The following is a 16,398-nucleotide window of genomic DNA, read 5'->3' on the forward strand; positions in this document are numbered from 1 at the left end:
GACGCAGCATCCGTCGTACTACAATTCCCCATGTTGGTGCTCGCCCGGCGGTCCCGCCGGGCAGTTAAACGGGAAGCAGGAAGCGCCGTCGGCCCCGCCGGCACGCCAACCTGCGCTGCCCCCGCAACGGTAAGCAGACGGGCACGCCTTCGGGTGCGCTCAGCGCCGATCCTCAACCACTGGCCGAGTCCTTCGGGTCGCGGCTGGGAAGGTGATCGGTGTGGATCTGTCAGCCCGGATACCGGCCAACAGGGGAGCGCGTGCGCGCGCTCGATGGGTTCTGGCCTGCGGGGAAGTGGGCTGGAACGATCATTGCCGTTTCAACCATGTCTCTTGCCCGACCCCTCCGTCGCAGCGCGCGATGGATTCTTGCGCCTTCTTGCGCACTTGCGCCGCTGGCTGCCGCTGCCCAAACGCTGCTGGCGCAGGCCCCTACACTGGACACCGTCATCGTCACGGCCACGCGCGTCGAGCAAAGGCTCGACGAGGTGCTCGCAGACATGTCCGTGATCGAGCGAGACACCATCGAACGCAGCGGCGCCACCACGGTGGCGGACCTGCTCTCGCGCACGCCGGGCGTGGAGTTCTCGCGCAATGGCGGGCCGGCGGCCAATACCAGCTTGTTCTTGCGCGGCGGCGACAACCGCTTCACGGCCGTGTTCATCGACGGCGTGCGCGTCGATTCTCAGTCCACGGGGGGCGCCAGCTGGAACGCCTTGCCGGTGGAACAGATCGAGCGCATCGAAATTCTGCGCGGACCGGCCGCCGCCGTTTACGGATCGGACGCCATCTCCGGCGTGGTGCAGATCTTCACGCGCAAGGGCGAGGGTCCTGCCACGCCGAGCATTGGCCTAGGCTTGGGCAGTCACCGTACGCGCAAGGCCGACATCGGCGTGCACGGCAAGAGCGGTGCCCTCGACTATGCCCTGAGCGTAGGGCATGAAGACAGCAAGGGTTTCGACACCCGCCCGGGCGTGGGCTTCGCCGACCGCGACGGCTACGAACGCACCTCCGCCTCTGCCCGCCTGGGCTGGGCCGTGGCCCAAGGGCATCGCCTGGAAGCCTCGGCGCTGGTCAACGACCTCGACTCCCAATACGACGGCTTTGCCAGCACGGCCGACGACCGTGCCTTGTATGACGTTCAAACCCTGGGCTTGACATGGTCGGCGCAGTGGTCGCCAGCCTATCGAATGCGCTTGAGCGCCAACCAAGGGCGCGACCGTTACCGCACCCGCCCCTCGCCGTATCTCACCGACACCAAGGTCGACAGCTATCTGTGGCATCACGAATACCGCATCGGCGCACATCGCCTGACCGCGGCTTTGGAGCGCCGCAAAGACAGCCTGGAGAACTCCGGCCCACCGGCCCTGGACGCCTCGCGCTCGCAAAACGCGCTGGCCTTGGGTTACGGCTGGAGCGATCGCGGCCACACGGTGCAGCTCAATGCCCGCCACGACGACGACAGCGAGTTTGGAGGCAAGACCACAGGGGCCGCCTCCTATGCTTACGCATTCGCACCCGGCTGGCGGGCCACCGTTGCAGCGGGCACGGCCTTCCGCGCCCCCACGCTCTACCAGCGCTTCAGCCAGTACGGCGTGGCCGACCTGAAGCCGGAGTCCTCGCGCAACCTGGAAGCCGGCCTGCGCTACGCGCAGGGCAACAGCCAGTTCGGCGTGGTGGTCTTCCGCAACGAGGTGACGGACCTCATCAACTTCGGTGCCCCCGGCCCCTGCGCCAGCAGCTTCGGCTGCTACGAAAACGCCGGCAAGGCGATCCTGAAAGGCGTGACCCTCTCGGGCGCGCACCGCCTGGGCGCCGTCAACCTGTGGGGCTCGGTCGACTTCCAGAAACCGCTCAATGCCGACACCGACCGCCTCCTGGCCCGCCGCGCCCGCCGCCATGCGCAACTGGGCGCCGATGCCACGCTCGGCGACTGGACCGTGGGCGCCGACCTGAAGCTGGTCGGTGAGCGCTTCGACAACGCGGCCAACACCGTGCGCCTGGGCGGCTACGGGCTCGTGAGCCTGCATGCCAGCCGCACCCTGGCGCAGGACTGGACCGTGCTGGCCCGCGTGGACAACCTGGGCGACAAGGACTACGCGGTGGCCCGTACCTACGCCACCGGCGGACGCATGGTGTTCGTCGGCCTGCGCTGGTCGCCGCGCTGAGCCACTGCGCCTGAAGGCCCATGCGCTTCGTCCGCTCGCTGCCCCTGTTCTATGCCGTGCTGCTGGGCGGGGTGGCCCTCGCCTTGATGCTCGCTCTGGGGCTGGGCAGCCAGCGGCTGGACGCAGCCGAGGTGCTGGCGGCCGTGGCCGGCCGGCTCGAGGGCATCGGGGCGGACATCGTGCTGAATCTGCGCCTGCCGCGCGCGCTGTCGGCCCTGGCCTGCGGCGCCCTGCTGGCGCTGGCCGGCGCGCTGCTGCAAACCCTGCTGCGCAACCCGCTGGCCGACCCGTATGTGCTGGGCATCTCCAGCGGGGCCTCGGTGGGCGCGCTGCTGGCGCTGTGGGCGGGGGCCACCTGGGCCTGGGTCAACCTGGGCGCGGCCATCGGTGCGCTGGTGGCCACGGCGCTGGTCTTCCTGTTGGGCGCGCGGGCTTTCCGCCGCCAGGCCGACAGCACGCGCGCCAGCGTGCAGCTGCTGCTGGTGGGCGTGATCGTGGGCGCGGGTTTTGGCGCCATCGTGGCCTTCATCCTGTCGATCGCGCCCGAGGCACAGCTGCGCGGCATGATCTTCTGGCTGCTGGGCGACCTCAACGGCGCCGACCGCTGGGGCCTGCCGCTGGCCGGCGCTGCCGTGCTGCTGGCCCTGGCCCTCGTGCTGGCGCGCGACCTCAACCTCATGCTGCTGGGCGACGGCCCGGCCTATGCGCTGGGCGTGAACGTGCGGCGCTTGCGCCTGTGCGTGGTGCTGCTGGCCTCGGTGGCCGCCGGCCTGGCCATCACCGTGGCGGGCAGCATCGGCTTCGTGGGCCTGGTGGTGCCACACGCGCTGCGCCTGCTCGTGGGCAATGACCAGCGCGTGCTGCTGCCCGCCTGCGCCCTGGCCGGCGGCGCCTTCCTGGTGCTGGCCGACACCCTGGCTCGCACCGTGCTGGCCCCCATGCAACTGCCCGTGGGCGTGCTCACCGCCTTCATCGGCGTGCCCAGCTTCCTGTGGCTGCTGCTGCGCAATGGGAGGGCGGGATGAGCGCCGATCTGCTGGCCGGCCACCAGCTCACGGTGCGCGCCGGCCAGCGTACCCTCGTGAAAGGTCTGAGCCTGCGTGTGCAGCGCGGCGAACGCTGGGCCTTCCTGGGCCCCAACGGCTGCGGCAAGACCACCCTGCTGCGCACCCTGGCCGGCCTGCTCGACCCGGCCAGCGGCGAGGTCTACATCGACGGTCAACCCCTGCCTCACATCCCCACCCGGGCCCTGGCCCGGCTGCGCGCCTGGTGCCCGCAACACCACCAGGACGTGTTTGCGCTCACGGCGCTCGACGTGGTGCTGGCCGCCCGCCAGCCCTACGCCGGCCGTTTCGGCTGGCTGGCCCCCGACGACGAACGCATCGCCCGCGAACAGCTCGCCGCCCTGGACGTGGCCCACCTGGCCGGGCAGGACGTGCGCAGCCTCTCAGGCGGCGAACGCCAGCGCGTGGCCATTGCCGCCGCACTGGCCCAGGCCACGCCGCTGGTGTTGCTGGACGAACCCACCGCCCACCTCGACGTGCCCCACCAATTGGCCGTGTGCCGCCTGCTGGCCGGCCTGGCCGACCGTGCGGTGCTGCTGTCGCTGCACGACGTGAACCTGGCGCAGCGCTGCTGCACCCACGCCCTGCTCTTTATGCCCCCCGGCGCCGACGGCCAGCCCCGGCTGCTGGCCGGCCCGCTGGCCGAGGTGCTCACCGAAGACCGCCTGAGTGAAGCCTATGGCTGCCCCATGCGCGCCCTCGACGTGGACGGCCTGCGCCACTTCCTGCCGGCGGCCAAGGCCTCCATGCCTGTGTGAACCATGACCGACGCCACCTCCTCTGACGCCGACCCTGGGCTGAACGCACGCCACCGCGAGCGCATGCAGCGCAAGAAAGCCATCGTCGATGCCAAGATCGAAGCCGCCCAGGGCGAGGGTGGCCTCATCCTCGTGCACACCGGTAACGGCAAGGGCAAAAGCTCCAGCGCCTTCGGCATGGTGGCCCGCGCCCTGGGCCACGGCATGAAGGTGGGCGTGGTGCAGTTCATCAAGGGCGCGATGCCTACCGGCGAGGAACTCTTCTTCCGCCGCTTTCCCGAGGAAGTGCGCTTCCACGCCATGGGCGAGGGCTACACCTGGAACACCCAGGACCGCGAGCGCGACGTGGTCAAGGCCCAGGCCGCCTGGGCCCTGGCGCGCGAGATGCTGGCCGATGACACCCTGGGCCTGATCGTGCTGGACGAGATCAACATCGCGCTGAAGTACCGCTACCTCGACGTGCAGCAGGTGATTGCCGACCTCCAGCGACGCCCGCCGATGCAACACGTGGTGCTCACCGGCCGCGCCGCGCCGCCCGAGCTGATCGAGGTGGCCCACACCGTCACCGAGATGGGCCTGGTCAAGCACGCCTTCCAGCAGGGCTTCCGTGCGCAGCGCGGCATTGAGCTGTGAGCCGATGACGCGTGCCCTGCTGATCGCCGGCCCCGCCTCGGGCCAAGGCAAGACCTCGCTCACCTGCGCGCTGGCCCGCCGTTTACGCCAGCAAGGCCAGCGCGTGCGGGCCTTCAAGATCGGCCCCGACTTCATCGACCCCGGCTTCCTGCTTGCGGCCACCGGCGCGCCGGTGCGCAACCTCGACCTGTGGATGGTGGGCGAAGCCGAATGCCGCCGCGAACTGGCCCGCGCCGCCGCGCAGGCCGACTGGCTGCTGGTGGAAGGTGCGATGGGCCTGTACGACGGCGCCCCCAGCGCCGCCGACCTGGCCGCTCGCCTGAGCCTGCCCGTGCTCCTCGTGATCGACGCCGGCGCCATGGCCGAAACCTTCGGTGCGCTGGCGCTGGGCTTGCAGATGCACGGCCGCAAGCGCGGCGTGCAGGTGGTGGGCGCCATGGCCAACCGCGTGGCCAGCCCCGGCCACGCGCGCATGCTGGCCGGCAGCCTGCCCGAAGGGGTGCCCTGGTGGGGCCACCTGGGCCGCGCCACCACTGCCTTGCCCGAACGCCACCTGGGCCTGGTGCAGGCGCAGGAACTGCAGGCCGGCCTCGACGACGCCTGGGCCGCCCTCGATGCCGCCCTGGTGCTGGAGGCCGATGCACTGCAGGCCCTGCCCGCCTGGCAGCCCCCGCTGCTGGAGGCCGCGCCCCTGTTCGAGCCCCTGCTGGCCGGCCACCGCATCGCCGTGGCGCGCGATGCCGCGTTCTCGTTCTGCTACGAAGCCAACCTCGACCTGCTGCGCGCGCTGGGCGCCGAAGTGCGGACGTTTTCACCGCTGGCCGACGAACCCGTGCCGGCCGGCTGCGATGGCGTGTACCTGCCCGGCGGCTACCCCGAACTGCACGCCGCGAAACTGGCCGCTTGCCACCGATTCATGAGCAGCCTGCGCGCCCACCACGCTGCGGGCCGCCCCATCGTGGCCGAATGCGGCGGCATGATGGCGTGCGCCCGCGTGCTGCGCACGCGCGATGGCGCAGAACACCCCATGGCCGGCCTGCTGGATGCCACCGCCGTCATGGGCGAACGCCTTGCCGGCATCGGCCTGCACCACTGGGACACCCCCCTGGGCTCACTGCGCGGGCATGTGTTTCACTACAGCCGCCTCGAAGCCGGCCCCACACTGCGCCCCACCCACCTCACCCAACCCCGCCGCTACGGCGGCCCCGAAGCCGTCTACCAACAAGGCCGCCTCACGGCGAGCTTCTTCCACGGCTACTTCGCGTCGGCGCCAGAGGTGGTGGCGGGGTTGTTTGGGCGGGGGTGAGGCCGGCCAGGCGGGCTTGGCACGCCGCGTCCTCGGCCACACGGCCAGAACGATCAATACCAGCCCCCGGAGGCACTGGCTGCCGCCGCATCGCCCAGGTGGGCTCGCTCGGGCCCCAGGAATCTCAAAATCGATGCGGCGCTTGACGGTGTCGAGCTTGACGTCCTCGACAACCCACGGCGGTTGCAAAAGCCGTGTCCGTGAGCGGCATGGGGCCACAATCAGAAGATGGCGGGGCCTTCAGCCGTTGTGTGCCCCCAATGGTGCCCCCACTTCGGCTTGGCTGTCGAAGAACAGCACGACATCGGAAAACAAAAAAGCCCCGTCTGACGGGGCTCTGTAGAGGGTCTTGCGGTCTGTCGCGGTCATTGCCGCATTTATGGTTGGCGGAGACGGAGGGATTCGAACCCTCGATGCAGGTTTTGCCCGCATACTCCCTTAGCAGGGGAGCACCTTCGGCCTCTCGGTCACGTCTCCAACCGGAAATCGACGAAGGGCTGCATTCTAACCGCGAATGCCGGCCCTGCGCACGGTCTTTTGCAGATTCAGGCCGCGTCCTGATCGAGGTCGAAGGCCTTGTGCAGTGCGCGCACGGCCAGCTCCATGTACTTCTCGTCGATCACCACGCTGGTCTTGATCTCGCTGGTGGTGATCATCTGGATGTTGATGCCCTCTTCTGCCAGCACCCGGAACATGCGGCTGGCCACGCCGGCGTGCGAACGCATGCCGATGCCCACGATCGACACCTTGCAGATCTTCGTATCGCCCACGACCTCGTTGGCGCCCAGGTGGGGCACGACCTTCTCCTTGAGCAGGTCGATGGTCTTGGCGTAGTCGTTGCGATGCACCGTGAACGAGAAGTCGGTCTTGCCGTCATGCGAGACGTTCTGCAGGATCACATCGACATCGATGTTGGCATCGGCCACGGCACCAAGGATCTGGTAGGCGATGCCCGGCTTGTCGGGCACGCCCATCACGGTGATTTTGGCCTCGTCGCGGTTGAAGGCGATACCCGACACAACGGCTTGTTCCATGTTCTCGTCTTCCTCAAAGGTGATCAGCGTGCCCGACTTGGCTTCCTCGTCGAGAGGGATGTCCCAGGGCGTGAAGCTCGACAACACACGCAGCGGCACGCGGTACTTGCCGGCGAATTCGACGGACCGGATCTGCAGCACCTTCGATCCCAGGCTGGCCATCTCCAGCATCTCCTCGAAGCTGATGGTGTGCAGCCGGCGCGCCTCGGGCACGATGCGCGGGTCGGTGGTGTAGACCCCATCCACATCGGTGTAGATCAGGCATTCGGCCGCCTTCATCGCCGCCGCGATGGCCACCGCCGAGGTGTCCGAGCCGCCGCGACCCAGCGTGGTGATGTGGCCTTGGGCATCGATGCCCTGGAAGCCAGTAATGATGACCACCTTGCCGGCGTCGAGGTCGGCACGCACCCGCGTGTCGTCGATGCTCTCGATGCGTGCCTTCGTGTAGGCCGAATCGGTGCGCACCGGCACCTGCCAGCCCGTGTAGCTGATCGCGTCGATGCCTTCGGCCTGCAGTGCGATGGCCAGCAAGCCCACCGACACCTGCTCGCCGGTGGAGGCGATCATGTCCAGTTCGCGGGCGTAGGCGGTGGTATGCGCTGCCGGAGCCAGCTCCTTGGCCAAGCCCAGCAGGCGGTTGGTTTCGCCGCTCATGGCCGAGGGCACGACCACCATCTGGTGGCCGGCACGGTGCCATTTGGCGACGCGCTTGGCAACGTTGCGGATGCGCTCGGTCGAGCCCATCGACGTGCCACCGTACTTGTGAACGATGAGTGCCATGGGAAGTGCTGCGCGGTGTGGATGGTTGGCTGGCTTTTGCGCCGCGGTCGCAAACATGGGATTGTAGCGCCAGCGGCTGAGGGTTTTCCTCCTCTTCGTCCCGTCGGCCATCCCTAGAATCGCGCACCATGAACACGCTGGCCGAGATGCTGCGTCAGTCGAGCTGGGGCCGCAACCTCCCGCTGCCCGAGATGAACCGGGTCATCGCAGAGTCCTCGCAGCGTGAGGTGCCCGCCGGCGGCCATGCTGCCCATGCCGGACAGGTCGTGGAGCACTGGATCGGCCTGATCGACGGCCTGCTGAAGATGTCGGTCACCGCGCCCAATGGCAAGGTGTCCACGCTGACTGGCGTGAGCGCCGGAGGCTGGTTCGGTGAAGGCTCGCTGATCAAGCGTGAAGCGCGCCGGTACGACGTGATCGCTCTGCGCCCTTCGCGCATTGCGCTGGTCCCTTATGCCACCTTCGAGAGGCTGCGGGCCACGCACCTGGGCTTCAACCACTATCTGCACAACCTGATGAACGCGAGGCTGAGCCTGTTCATCGGGCTGCTGGAATACGACCGTCTGCTCGGCAGCGACGCGAAGGTCGCACGCTGTCTGGCCACGCTCTTCAACCCCGACCTCTATCCTTCGCCCAGGCCCTATGTGGATCTCAGCCAGCACGAGATCGGGCTGCTGTGCGGCCTGTCGCGCCAACGGGTCAATGCAGCGCTGCGCACCTTGCACGACGCGGGCCTGGTGCGACTCGAGCACCGGGGGCTAACGGTGCTGGACCTCGAGGGCCTGCGGCACTTCGCGCAAGGACGTTGAGGCATCAGCGGGTCAGCCGCCGGCTTCCCAGCGCAGGCGCCATTGGCGCCGCCCGGCGTCGGCCCAGGCGCGCGCATCCATGCCCAGGCTGGGCACGAAGAGGAGGTGCCCCTGCGCGTCGTACACCAGCGGCCCTTCGCGTGCCCAGACCGGCACCCCGGCCGACTGGAACTGCTTCTTCAAAGTGCGCGGCGGCCTCCCGGTGCCGGCCTGGAACTGCTCGCCGCCGCTGCGGGCGCGAAGTTCGATGCGACGCAGGCGGCTCCAGGGAACGCCGCCCTGGTTCACGGCCTCGACGTGCAGCACGCCGCCCCACCCCGGCAGGGCGACCGCGCCCGCCCCGCGCAGGCTCAGGTGAGCCTCGCGCTCCGCCTGTCGAGCATCATCCTGTCCGGCCATGCTGGGAAACCAGCGCAGCACTCCACGGTACAGCCGCAGCTCGCCGCCGGCCCACTCCCAGCGGGCCATCGCTCTGCCCGGGACTTCGTGCCACAGGCGCTCGAGCAGAGGCATCGACGGCCGCTGGCCGCTGGAGCGCCGGATCCACGCCCGCAAGGCATTGCGGGCCCGTGCGGGTGACAGCCGCAGGCAGGCGCGGATGTCCAGGCCCTGGCCGTGATCCAGCGACGACAGGTCGATCGTCGCCAGTTCATCGAGACAGGCTGACGCTTCCTGGGCCCACGCGGCGGCATCGGCCAGCGCGGCCTCTGCCTGAGGGAAGGCCTCGAGCAAGGCCGGCCACACACGGGCACGCAGGCGGTTGCGGGCAAGGCGCTCGTCGGCATTGCTGTCATCGTCGACATAGCCCAGCCGGTGGTGGCGGACATAGGCCTCGATCTCGCTACGGGGCCGCCCCAGCCAGGGACGCACCCAGACGAGCCCCTCCCGGCAGGCCGAGAGCGGCATGCCTGCCAGGCCGGCCACCCCGGCCCCTCGCAGAGCCTGCAGCACGAAAGTCTCGGCCTGGTCGGTCCGATGGTGGCCCAGCAGCACCACCGTGGCGCCGTGCGCGATCGCCATGCGGCGCAGCGCCTGGTATCGGGCGCGGCGCGCCAAGGCCTCCACACTCTCGCCCGGCGCAGGACGCAGCCCCAGCGATTCCCAGGCCAGACTCACCGGCCAGCCGCGGCGCCGCCAGGTCTCGCATTGCCGGCGGCAGTGTGCGAGCCACTCGTCAGCGCGCGGGTGCAACCCATGGTGGACATGCAAGGCCACCACCTGCCAACCCAAGGGCTTGGCCACCTGCAGCGTGGCAAACAGCAGGGCCGTGGAATCACGGCCCCCGCTGTAGGCGACCGCCACCACGCCGGGCGCGGCAGCCGCAGTCTTCATCAATGTGCTTTGGTGTCGGTGAAGCGGCCGTAGCTCTGCAGCCGCTCGTAGCGGCGGTTGAGCAGCTCCTTGGGCTTGAGGTCGCTGACCTGCCGCAGGGCGTCGTTGAGCGCGCGCTTGAGATAGGCCGCCATCTGCTTCGGGTCACGATGGGCCCCGCCCACCGGCTCATTGACGATCTTGTCCACCAGGCCCAGCGCCTTGAGGCGATGGGCCGTGATGCCCAGGGCCTCTGCCGCTTCGGCGGCGCGGTCGGCGGTCTTCCAGAGGATCGAGGCGCAACCCTCAGGGGAGATGACCGAGTACACCGAGTACTGCAGCATCAGCACCTGGTCACCCACCGCGATCGCCAGGGCGCCGCCCGAGCCCCCTTCGCCGATGATGGTGGCGATGATGGGCACTTCGAGCTGGGCCATCTCGAAGATGTTGCGACCGATCGCCTCGGACTGACCACGCTCTTCGGCTCCGATGCCCGGATACGCACCCGGGGTGTCGACGAAGGTGAAGACCGGCAGGCCGAACTTCTCGGCCAGCTTCATCAGGCGCAAAGCCTTGCGGTAGCCCTCGGGGCGCGACATCCCGAAGTTGCGCAGCGCACGCTCCTTCGTGTCGCGGCCTTTCTGGTGGCCAATGACCATGCAGGGCTGGCCGTTGAAGCGCGCCAGCCCGCCGACGATCGACTGGTCGTCGGCGAAATGCCGGTCGCCATGCAGTTCCTGGAACTCGGTGAAGATCTCCCCCACGTAGTCCAGCGTGTAGGGGCGCTGGGGGTGGCGGGCGATCTGCGTGACCTGCCAAGGGGTCAGGCTCGCGTAGATGTCCTTCGTGAGCTGCAGGCTCTTCTTGCTCAGGCGGTCGATCTCTTCGGAGATGTCCACCGCCGACTCGCTTTGCACATAGCGCAGCTCGTCGATCTTGGATTCGAGCTCGGCAATGGGCTGCTCGAACTCGAGGAAATGTCGTTTGCTCATCCCGGTGATCCCGACGTTGGACGCAGCACCCCGCTGTGGTTGTCGATGTGCGCGAGGCGAACGAAGCCTAGTACTCCACGGGCAGGGGGTCCAGGCTGCGCCAAATGTACCATGTCGCCACCGAGCGAAAAGGGGCCCAGGCGTCGCCGATTTCCCGGGCTTCGGCGCGCGAGACGGGTTCGCCGCTGAAGTAGTTCAGGCTGATGCCCTTGAGCAGGCCCACGTCGTCATAGGGCATGACGTTGGGCCGCATCAGGTGGAAGATCAGGAACATTTCGGCCGTCCAGCGGCCGATCCCGCGGATGGCCACCAGCTCCTCGATGATGGCCTCGTCGTCCATGCCCGCCCACTGGCGCACATGCACGGCCCCTTGGTCGAAATGGGTCGCCAGGTCGCGCAGGTACTCCACCTTGCGGGCCGACAGCCCCGCGGCGCGCAACTGATCGACGGGCAGCGCCAGGACGGCCGACGGGGAGATGCGCGTGGACGGGCCGGGGGTGAGCGCGGCAAAACGATCCCACACGGCCTGGGCGGCCTTGACGGAAATCTGCTGGCCCACGATCGAGCGTGCCAGCGTGGTGAAGGCGTCTCCGCGACTTTGCAGCCGCGCCTCGCCGAACTGCGGGATGAGCTTGCGCATCACCCGGTCGCGCCGGCTCAGGTACTTGCAGGCATCGTCCCAATAATCCGGGGTGACCACACGGCCCATGGTGTTCAGGCCTTCACCCAGGTGGTGCCTTGGGGGGTGTCCTGCAGCACGACGCCGCGGGCCGCCAGGGCGTCGCGGATGCGGTCGGCTTCGGCGAAGTTGCGGGCCTTCTTGGCAGCCGCACGCGCCTCGATCTGGGCCTGGATCTCGGCCTCGTCCAACTCGGCGCCACCTTGCAGATAGGCTCTCGGCGCTCCCTGCAGCAGCCCGAGCGTGCCGCCCAGGGCCTTGAGCAGGCCGGCCACCTGGGGCGAGCCCGTGCGGTTGGTCTCGCTGGCCAGGTCGAACAGAACGGCCACGGCTTCAGGCGTGTTGAAATCGTCGTTCATGGCCGCGCGGAAGCGCGCGGCGTGCGGCTCGCTCCAGTCGATGCCCGCGTCGGCCGGCGTCACCTTGTCCAGCGCGGTGTACAGGCGGCGCAGCGCGTGGCGGGCGTCCTCGAGGTTGGCGTCGCTGAAGTTGAAGGGGCTGCGGTAATGGGTGCGCAGCATGAAGAAGCGCACGGTCTCGCCGTCGAAGCGCTTGAGGACGTCGCGGATGGTGAAAAAGTTGCCCAAGGACTTGGACATCTTCTCGTTGTCGACGTTGAGGAAGCCGTTGTGCATCCACACGTTGACGAAGGTCCGGCCGGTGGCCCCTTCGCTCTGGGCGATCTCGTTTTCGTGGTGGGGGAACTGCAGATCCATGCCCCCGCCATGGATGTCGAAGTGCTCGCCCAGCAAGGCGCAGCTCATCGCCGAGCATTCGATGTGCCAGCCCGGACGCCCGCGGCCGAAGGGGGCGTCCCACTTCGCTTCCTCCGGCTCGCTGTCTTTGGCGGCCTTCCACAGCACGAAGTCCAGCGGGTCCTCCTTGCCATCGGCCACCGCCACGCGCTCGCCGGCGCGCAACTGATCGAGCGACTTGCCCGAGAGCTTGCCGTAGCCGGGAAAGCGCCGCACCGCGTAGTTCACATCGCCACCCGGGGCCCGGTAGGCCAGGCCCTTGGACTCCAGGCGGCCGATCAGGTCGATCATCTCGCGCACGTACTCGGTCGCACGGGGCTCGTGCGTGGGCGGCTCGATGCCCAGTCGGGCGATGTCCTCGTGCATCGCGGCGGTCATCTCGCGGGTCAGCTCGCCGATCGTGATGCCGCGCTCGACCGCCCGCTTGATGATCTTGTCGTCGATGTCGGTGATGTTGCGCACATAGGTGACGCGGTAGCCCAACACCTTCAGCCAGCGCTGCACCACGTCGAAGGCCATCATCATGCGGGCGTGGCCCACGTGGCAGTAGTCGTAGATGGTCATGCCGCACACATACATGCGCACATGACCCGGTTCGATCGGGGAAAAGGGCTCCTGCCGGCGCGTGAGCGTGTTGTAGATGGAAAGCGTCATAGGTGCCGTGAACTCGGGTCGCGGCGCGCTCAAGCAAGGGAAGCCGGCGCAGGCCGCGATAGAATCGAACGAGTATATCCCTGCCACCGTCCAGGCCACCTGCCGCATGCCCCTGCCTGCCTCCGCTGCCCGTCCCCGCCGCTGGCGGTTTGCCGCCGTGGCCGCGCTGGGCCTGTGGGCCGCGGCAAGCTGGAGCCAGCCGGCTGAGCCCGATGCGATCCGACGCCTGTTGCGTGAAGGGCGCACGGCCGACGCCCTGGTCAGCGTTGAACAGGCGCTGCAGGCCCGGCCCCAGGACGTGCAGTTGCGCTTCCTGCGGGCGGTGGTGCTGACCGAGCAGAACAAGCTCGATGAGGCCGCGGCCCAGTACCTGCGTCTCATCGAGGACCGCCCCGACCTGCCCGAAGCCTACAACAACCTCGCGGTGATCTATTCGCGGCAGGAACACTACGAGAAGGCCCGCCAGGCTCTGGAGATGGCCGTGCGCCTGCAGCCGCGCTATCCCCAGGCCCATGAGAACCTCGGCGACATTTACGCCAAACTGGCCGGCCAAGCCTATGCCCGGGCCCTCGAACAGCAACCCGGACACCCGGGCCTGCCCGTCAAACTGGCCCTGGTGCGTGAGCTCTTCACCCCGGTCCGGGTGCCCCCCCGTTGAACGCGGGGTTGCCCGGGCCACCCCACGGCCCGCCCCGAGCGGGACGACAATCGAGCCACGATCCACACGGAGGTTTCCAAGATGATGCAACGCTGCTTCGCCTGGGGGGTGACCCTGGTCCTGGCCGGGGTCCTGGCCCTTCCGGCCTGGGCGCAGACCGTGCGCCTGTCCACCACCCAAGGCGACATCGTGATCCAGCTCGACGCCGCCAAGGCCCCCAGGACCGTCGAGAACTTCCTGGAGTACGTGCGGGCGCGTCACTACGACGGCACCATCTTCCACCGCGTCATCGACGGCTTCATGATCCAGGGCGGCGGCTTCACGCCCGACATGGCTCAGAAGCCCACCCGCGCGCCGATCCCGCTGGAGGCCCGCAACGGCCTGAGCAACCAGCGCGGCACCATCGCAATGGCCCGCACGATGGACCCGAACTCCGCCACGGCGCAGTTCTTCATCAACGTCAGGGACAATCCTTTCCTCGACGCCCCCAACGCGCCGGACCGCCAAGGCTATGCGGTCTTCGGCCGCGTGGTCGCCGGCATGGACGTGGTCGACAAGATCAAGGCCGTGCGCACCACCAGCAAGGGGCCGCACCAAAACGTCCCGGTCGAACCGGTGATCATCCGCCAAGCCACTGTGGAGAAATGAATCATGGCCGTTGAACTGCACACCAACCTCGGGGTCATCCGCATCGAACTCGATGCCGAGAAGGCCCCCCTGTCCACCGAGAACTTCCTGAACTACGTACGCAAGGGCCATTACGACGGCACCGTGTTCCATCGTGTCATCGACGGCTTCATGATCCAAGGCGGCGGCTTTGCGCCCGGGATGAAGCAGAAGGCCACGGATGCGCCCATTCGCAACGAGGCGAACAACGGTTTGAAGAACGACATCTACACCCTGGCCATGGCGCGCACCTCCGACCCGCACTCGGCCACCGCGCAGTTCTTCATCAACGTGGCCAACAACGACTTCCTCAACTTCAAGTCCGAAACCCCGCAAGGCTGGGGCTATGCGGTGTTCGGCAAGGTCGTGGCCGGCACCGAGGTGGTCGACCGGATCAAGGGGGTCCGCACCGGGCGGCGCGGCTTCCATGATGACGTGCCCGTCGACGATGTGGTGATCGAGAAGGCCGTCGAGGTCTGAAGCGCTTGAGCGCGGCCCGCCCGTCTCCTCCTCCTGCCCCGCAGCCGGTACCTGAGCTGCACGCCCCGTCGCGCTGGACGGCGATCGACATCCTGTCGGACCTGCACCTGCAGGCCGGCCTGCCGGGCACGACGGCGGCCTGGGCCCGCCATCTGACCACCACGGCCGCCCAGGCGGTGATCCTGCTGGGGGATATTTTCGAGGTCTGGGTGGGCGACGATGCAGCCGAGCCAGGCAGCTTCGAGGCACACTGTGCAGCCATCCTGCGCGAGGCTTCACGCACGAGGACGCTCTACTTCATGGCCGGCAACCGCGACTTCCTGGTGGGCCCGGACTTTCTTGCGCGCTGCGGCGTGCAGGCCCTGCCCGATCCGACCGTGCTCGTCGCCTTTGGCCGGCGCTGGCTGCTCAGCCACGGCGATGCCCTGTGCCTGGACGATGTCGAGTACCAGGCCTTCCGCCGCCAAGTGCGTGAGCCGTCCTGGCAGCAAGCCTTCCTGGCCCAGCCGCTGGCGCAACGGCGTGAACTGGCGGCCCGCATGCGCTGCGCCAGTGAACAGCGCAAGCGCGAGCACGGTCTGGAGGGCTACGGCGACCTGGACGCGGCAGCCGTCCTGGACTGGCTGCGCGCCTGTGAGGCTGAGGCACTCATCCACGGGCACACGCACCGCCCCGCCGACCACAGCCTGCCCGAAGGACGGCAACGGCATGTGCTGTCCGACTGGGACTTCGACACCCACGGACACCCCCCCCGTGGCGAGGTGCTGCGCCTGCAGGCCCAGGGCCTGCAGCGCTTGGCCGTGCCCGCCGCCCCGTGACGGCCATGGGCGGATGGTGGCAACGCTGGCGGTCATGGCAGGAGGCGCGCGTGCTGGCGCGCCGCGCGATTCCCCATGCGCTGTGGGCCCGGACGCTCGAGCGCTTCCCCTTCCTGGCCGCGCGTTCGGCTGAGGACCTCACGGCCCTGCGCCGGATGGCCACACTGTTCCTCGATCGCAAGGAATTCTCCGGGGCCAACGGCCTTGTCCTCACCGACGAGATGGCCGTGGCGATCGCCGCCCAGGCCTGCCTGCCGGTGCTGCACCTGGGTTTGCAGGCCTATGACGATTTCGTCGGCATCGTGGTCCACCCGGCCGAGGTCCTGGCCCGCCGGGTGGTCACCGATGAAGACGGCGTCGTCCACCACTACGACGAGGTGCTGGCCGGCGAGGCGATGGAAGGAGGGCCGGTGATGCTGTCCTGGGCCGATGTGTCCGAGGCCGGCGAGCTGGCCCAGTGGGGCTACAACGTCGTGATCCACGAGTTCGTCCACAAACTCGACATGGCCGATGGTCAGGCCGATGGCATGCCCCCCCTGCCCGACCGGGCCTCCCGTCAGCAGTGGCGATCGGTGATCGAGCCGGCCTTCGAGGCCTTCTGCCGGGAGGTCGACCTCGGGCTCGACACCTTTCTCGACCCCTACGGCAGCGAGGCCCTCGAGGAGTTCTTTCCCGTGGCGGCCGAGGCCTTCTTCGTGGCGCCCCAGGCCTTCAAGCTGCACCACCCCGAGCTCTACACCTTGTTCGGCGGCTACTTCCGGCAGGACCCGGCTGCGGGCCCCATGGGCTGAAAACACGAACGGGCCCCGCCGGGGGCCCGTCTCGGACGGCAG

Annotated in this window: 16 protein-coding genes, 1 tRNA gene and 1 riboswitch; of the genes, 11 read left to right on the top strand and 6 right to left on the bottom strand. The window is 68.7% G+C overall.

What is annotated here, in order from left to right; genetic code table 11:
* Window positions 1-17 precede the first annotated feature (17 nt).
* Window positions 18-264: riboswitch (cobalamin riboswitch) on the top strand.
* A 62-nt stretch (window positions 265-326) separates the two neighbouring features.
* Genes AC1ECW_RS13970 through AC1ECW_RS13990 form a run of 5 tightly spaced genes read left to right on the top strand, consistent with a single transcriptional unit; the run spans window position 327 to window position 5,929 of the window.
* The gene (locus AC1ECW_RS13970) at window positions 327-2,168 is read left to right on the top strand and encodes a TonB-dependent receptor domain-containing protein (RefSeq protein ID WP_409706810.1); all 1,842 of its coding nucleotides are present in this window, start codon (window positions 327-329) and stop codon (window positions 2,166-2,168) included.
* 20 nt (window positions 2,169-2,188) lie between these two features.
* On the top strand, window positions 2,189-3,193 hold the full coding sequence (locus AC1ECW_RS13975; protein WP_409706813.1) for a FecCD family ABC transporter permease: 1,005 nt from the start codon (window positions 2,189-2,191) through the stop codon (window positions 3,191-3,193).
* On the top strand, window positions 3,190-3,990 hold the full coding sequence (locus AC1ECW_RS13980; protein WP_481202067.1) for an ABC transporter ATP-binding protein: 801 nt from the start codon (window positions 3,190-3,192) through the stop codon (window positions 3,988-3,990). Before AC1ECW_RS13975 ends, AC1ECW_RS13980 begins: the two co-directional genes overlap by 4 nt.
* Before the next feature lie 3 nt (window positions 3,991-3,993).
* A complete protein-coding gene (gene cobO / locus AC1ECW_RS13985) occupies window positions 3,994-4,623 on the top strand; it encodes a cob(I)yrinic acid a,c-diamide adenosyltransferase (RefSeq protein WP_481202068.1) in 630 nt (209 codons plus the stop codon).
* Between the two features lie 4 nt (window positions 4,624-4,627).
* Window positions 4,628-5,929 (top strand): cobyrinic acid a,c-diamide synthase CobB, encoded by a 1,302-nt coding sequence (locus AC1ECW_RS13990; protein ID WP_481202069.1) that lies wholly within the window; start codon window positions 4,628-4,630, stop codon window positions 5,927-5,929.
* A gap of 384 nt (window positions 5,930-6,313) precedes the next feature.
* On the opposite strand, the gene AC1ECW_RS13995 is transcribed toward AC1ECW_RS13990, so the two are convergent.
* Together AC1ECW_RS13995 and AC1ECW_RS14000 are read right to left on the bottom strand one after the other, a co-directional pair.
* Window positions 6,314-6,406 (bottom strand) — tRNA-Ser (locus AC1ECW_RS13995).
* A 68-nt stretch (window positions 6,407-6,474) separates the two neighbouring features.
* Window positions 6,475-7,743 (bottom strand): aspartate kinase, encoded by a 1,269-nt coding sequence (locus AC1ECW_RS14000; RefSeq protein ID WP_409709849.1) that lies wholly within the window; start codon window positions 7,741-7,743, stop codon window positions 6,475-6,477.
* Between the two features lie 128 nt (window positions 7,744-7,871).
* Between AC1ECW_RS14000 and AC1ECW_RS14005 the strand changes: the two genes are divergently transcribed.
* Window positions 7,872-8,552 carry a Crp/Fnr family transcriptional regulator gene (locus AC1ECW_RS14005; protein ID WP_481202070.1) on the top strand — a complete coding sequence of 227 codons (681 nt, stop codon included), beginning with the start codon at window positions 7,872-7,874 and terminating at the stop codon, window positions 8,550-8,552.
* Window positions 8,553-8,564: 12 nt separating this feature from the next.
* Here the strand turns inward: AC1ECW_RS14005 and tilS are convergent, their stop codons facing one another.
* From tilS to cysS, 4 genes are all read right to left on the bottom strand, one after another.
* A complete protein-coding gene (gene tilS / locus AC1ECW_RS14010) occupies window positions 8,565-9,884 on the bottom strand; it encodes a tRNA lysidine(34) synthetase TilS (protein WP_481202071.1) in 1,320 nt (439 codons plus the stop codon).
* Window positions 9,884-10,855 carry an acetyl-CoA carboxylase carboxyltransferase subunit alpha gene (locus AC1ECW_RS14015; RefSeq protein WP_481202072.1) on the bottom strand — a complete coding sequence of 324 codons (972 nt, stop codon included), beginning with the start codon at window positions 10,853-10,855 and terminating at the stop codon, window positions 9,884-9,886. Before AC1ECW_RS14015 ends, tilS begins: the two co-directional genes overlap by 1 nt.
* A 67-nt stretch (window positions 10,856-10,922) precedes the next feature.
* Window positions 10,923-11,564, bottom strand: a complete 642-nt coding sequence (locus tag AC1ECW_RS14020; RefSeq protein ID WP_481202073.1) for a DNA-3-methyladenine glycosylase family protein — start codon at window positions 11,562-11,564, stop codon at window positions 10,923-10,925.
* Between the two features lie 5 nt (window positions 11,565-11,569).
* Window positions 11,570-12,943, bottom strand: coding sequence for a cysteine--tRNA ligase (cysS, locus tag AC1ECW_RS14025; RefSeq protein ID WP_481202074.1), 1,374 nt, complete (start codon window positions 12,941-12,943; stop codon window positions 11,570-11,572).
* A 106-nt stretch (window positions 12,944-13,049) separates the two neighbouring features.
* Here cysS and AC1ECW_RS14030 point away from each other — a divergent pair, with 106 nt between their 5' ends.
* The 5 genes from AC1ECW_RS14030 to AC1ECW_RS14050 all read left to right on the top strand — a co-directional run bounded on the left by AC1ECW_RS14030 (window position 13,050) and on the right by AC1ECW_RS14050 (window position 16,356).
* A complete protein-coding gene (locus AC1ECW_RS14030; protein WP_481202075.1) occupies window positions 13,050-13,601 on the top strand; it encodes a tetratricopeptide repeat protein in 552 nt (183 codons plus the stop codon).
* 84 nt (window positions 13,602-13,685) lie between these two features.
* Entirely contained in the window at window positions 13,686-14,249 is a 564-nt protein-coding gene (locus AC1ECW_RS14035; RefSeq protein ID WP_409704633.1) for a peptidylprolyl isomerase, read from the top strand.
* 3 nt (window positions 14,250-14,252) lie between these two features.
* Complete coding sequence (locus AC1ECW_RS14040) at window positions 14,253-14,747, top strand: peptidylprolyl isomerase (protein WP_409704599.1); 495 nt, start codon at window positions 14,253-14,255, stop codon at window positions 14,745-14,747.
* Window positions 14,748-14,752: 5 nt separating this feature from the next.
* Window positions 14,753-15,565 carry a UDP-2,3-diacylglucosamine diphosphatase gene (locus tag AC1ECW_RS14045; RefSeq protein ID WP_409704601.1) on the top strand — a complete coding sequence of 271 codons (813 nt, stop codon included), beginning with the start codon at window positions 14,753-14,755 and terminating at the stop codon, window positions 15,563-15,565.
* A gap of 5 nt (window positions 15,566-15,570) precedes the next feature.
* Window positions 15,571-16,356: a M90 family metallopeptidase gene (locus tag AC1ECW_RS14050; RefSeq protein WP_481202076.1), complete on the top strand. Its 786-nt coding sequence runs from the start codon at window positions 15,571-15,573 to the stop codon at window positions 16,354-16,356.
* Window positions 16,357-16,398 lie beyond the last annotated feature (42 nt).

Source organism: Caldimonas hydrothermalis (assembly GCF_056746695.1).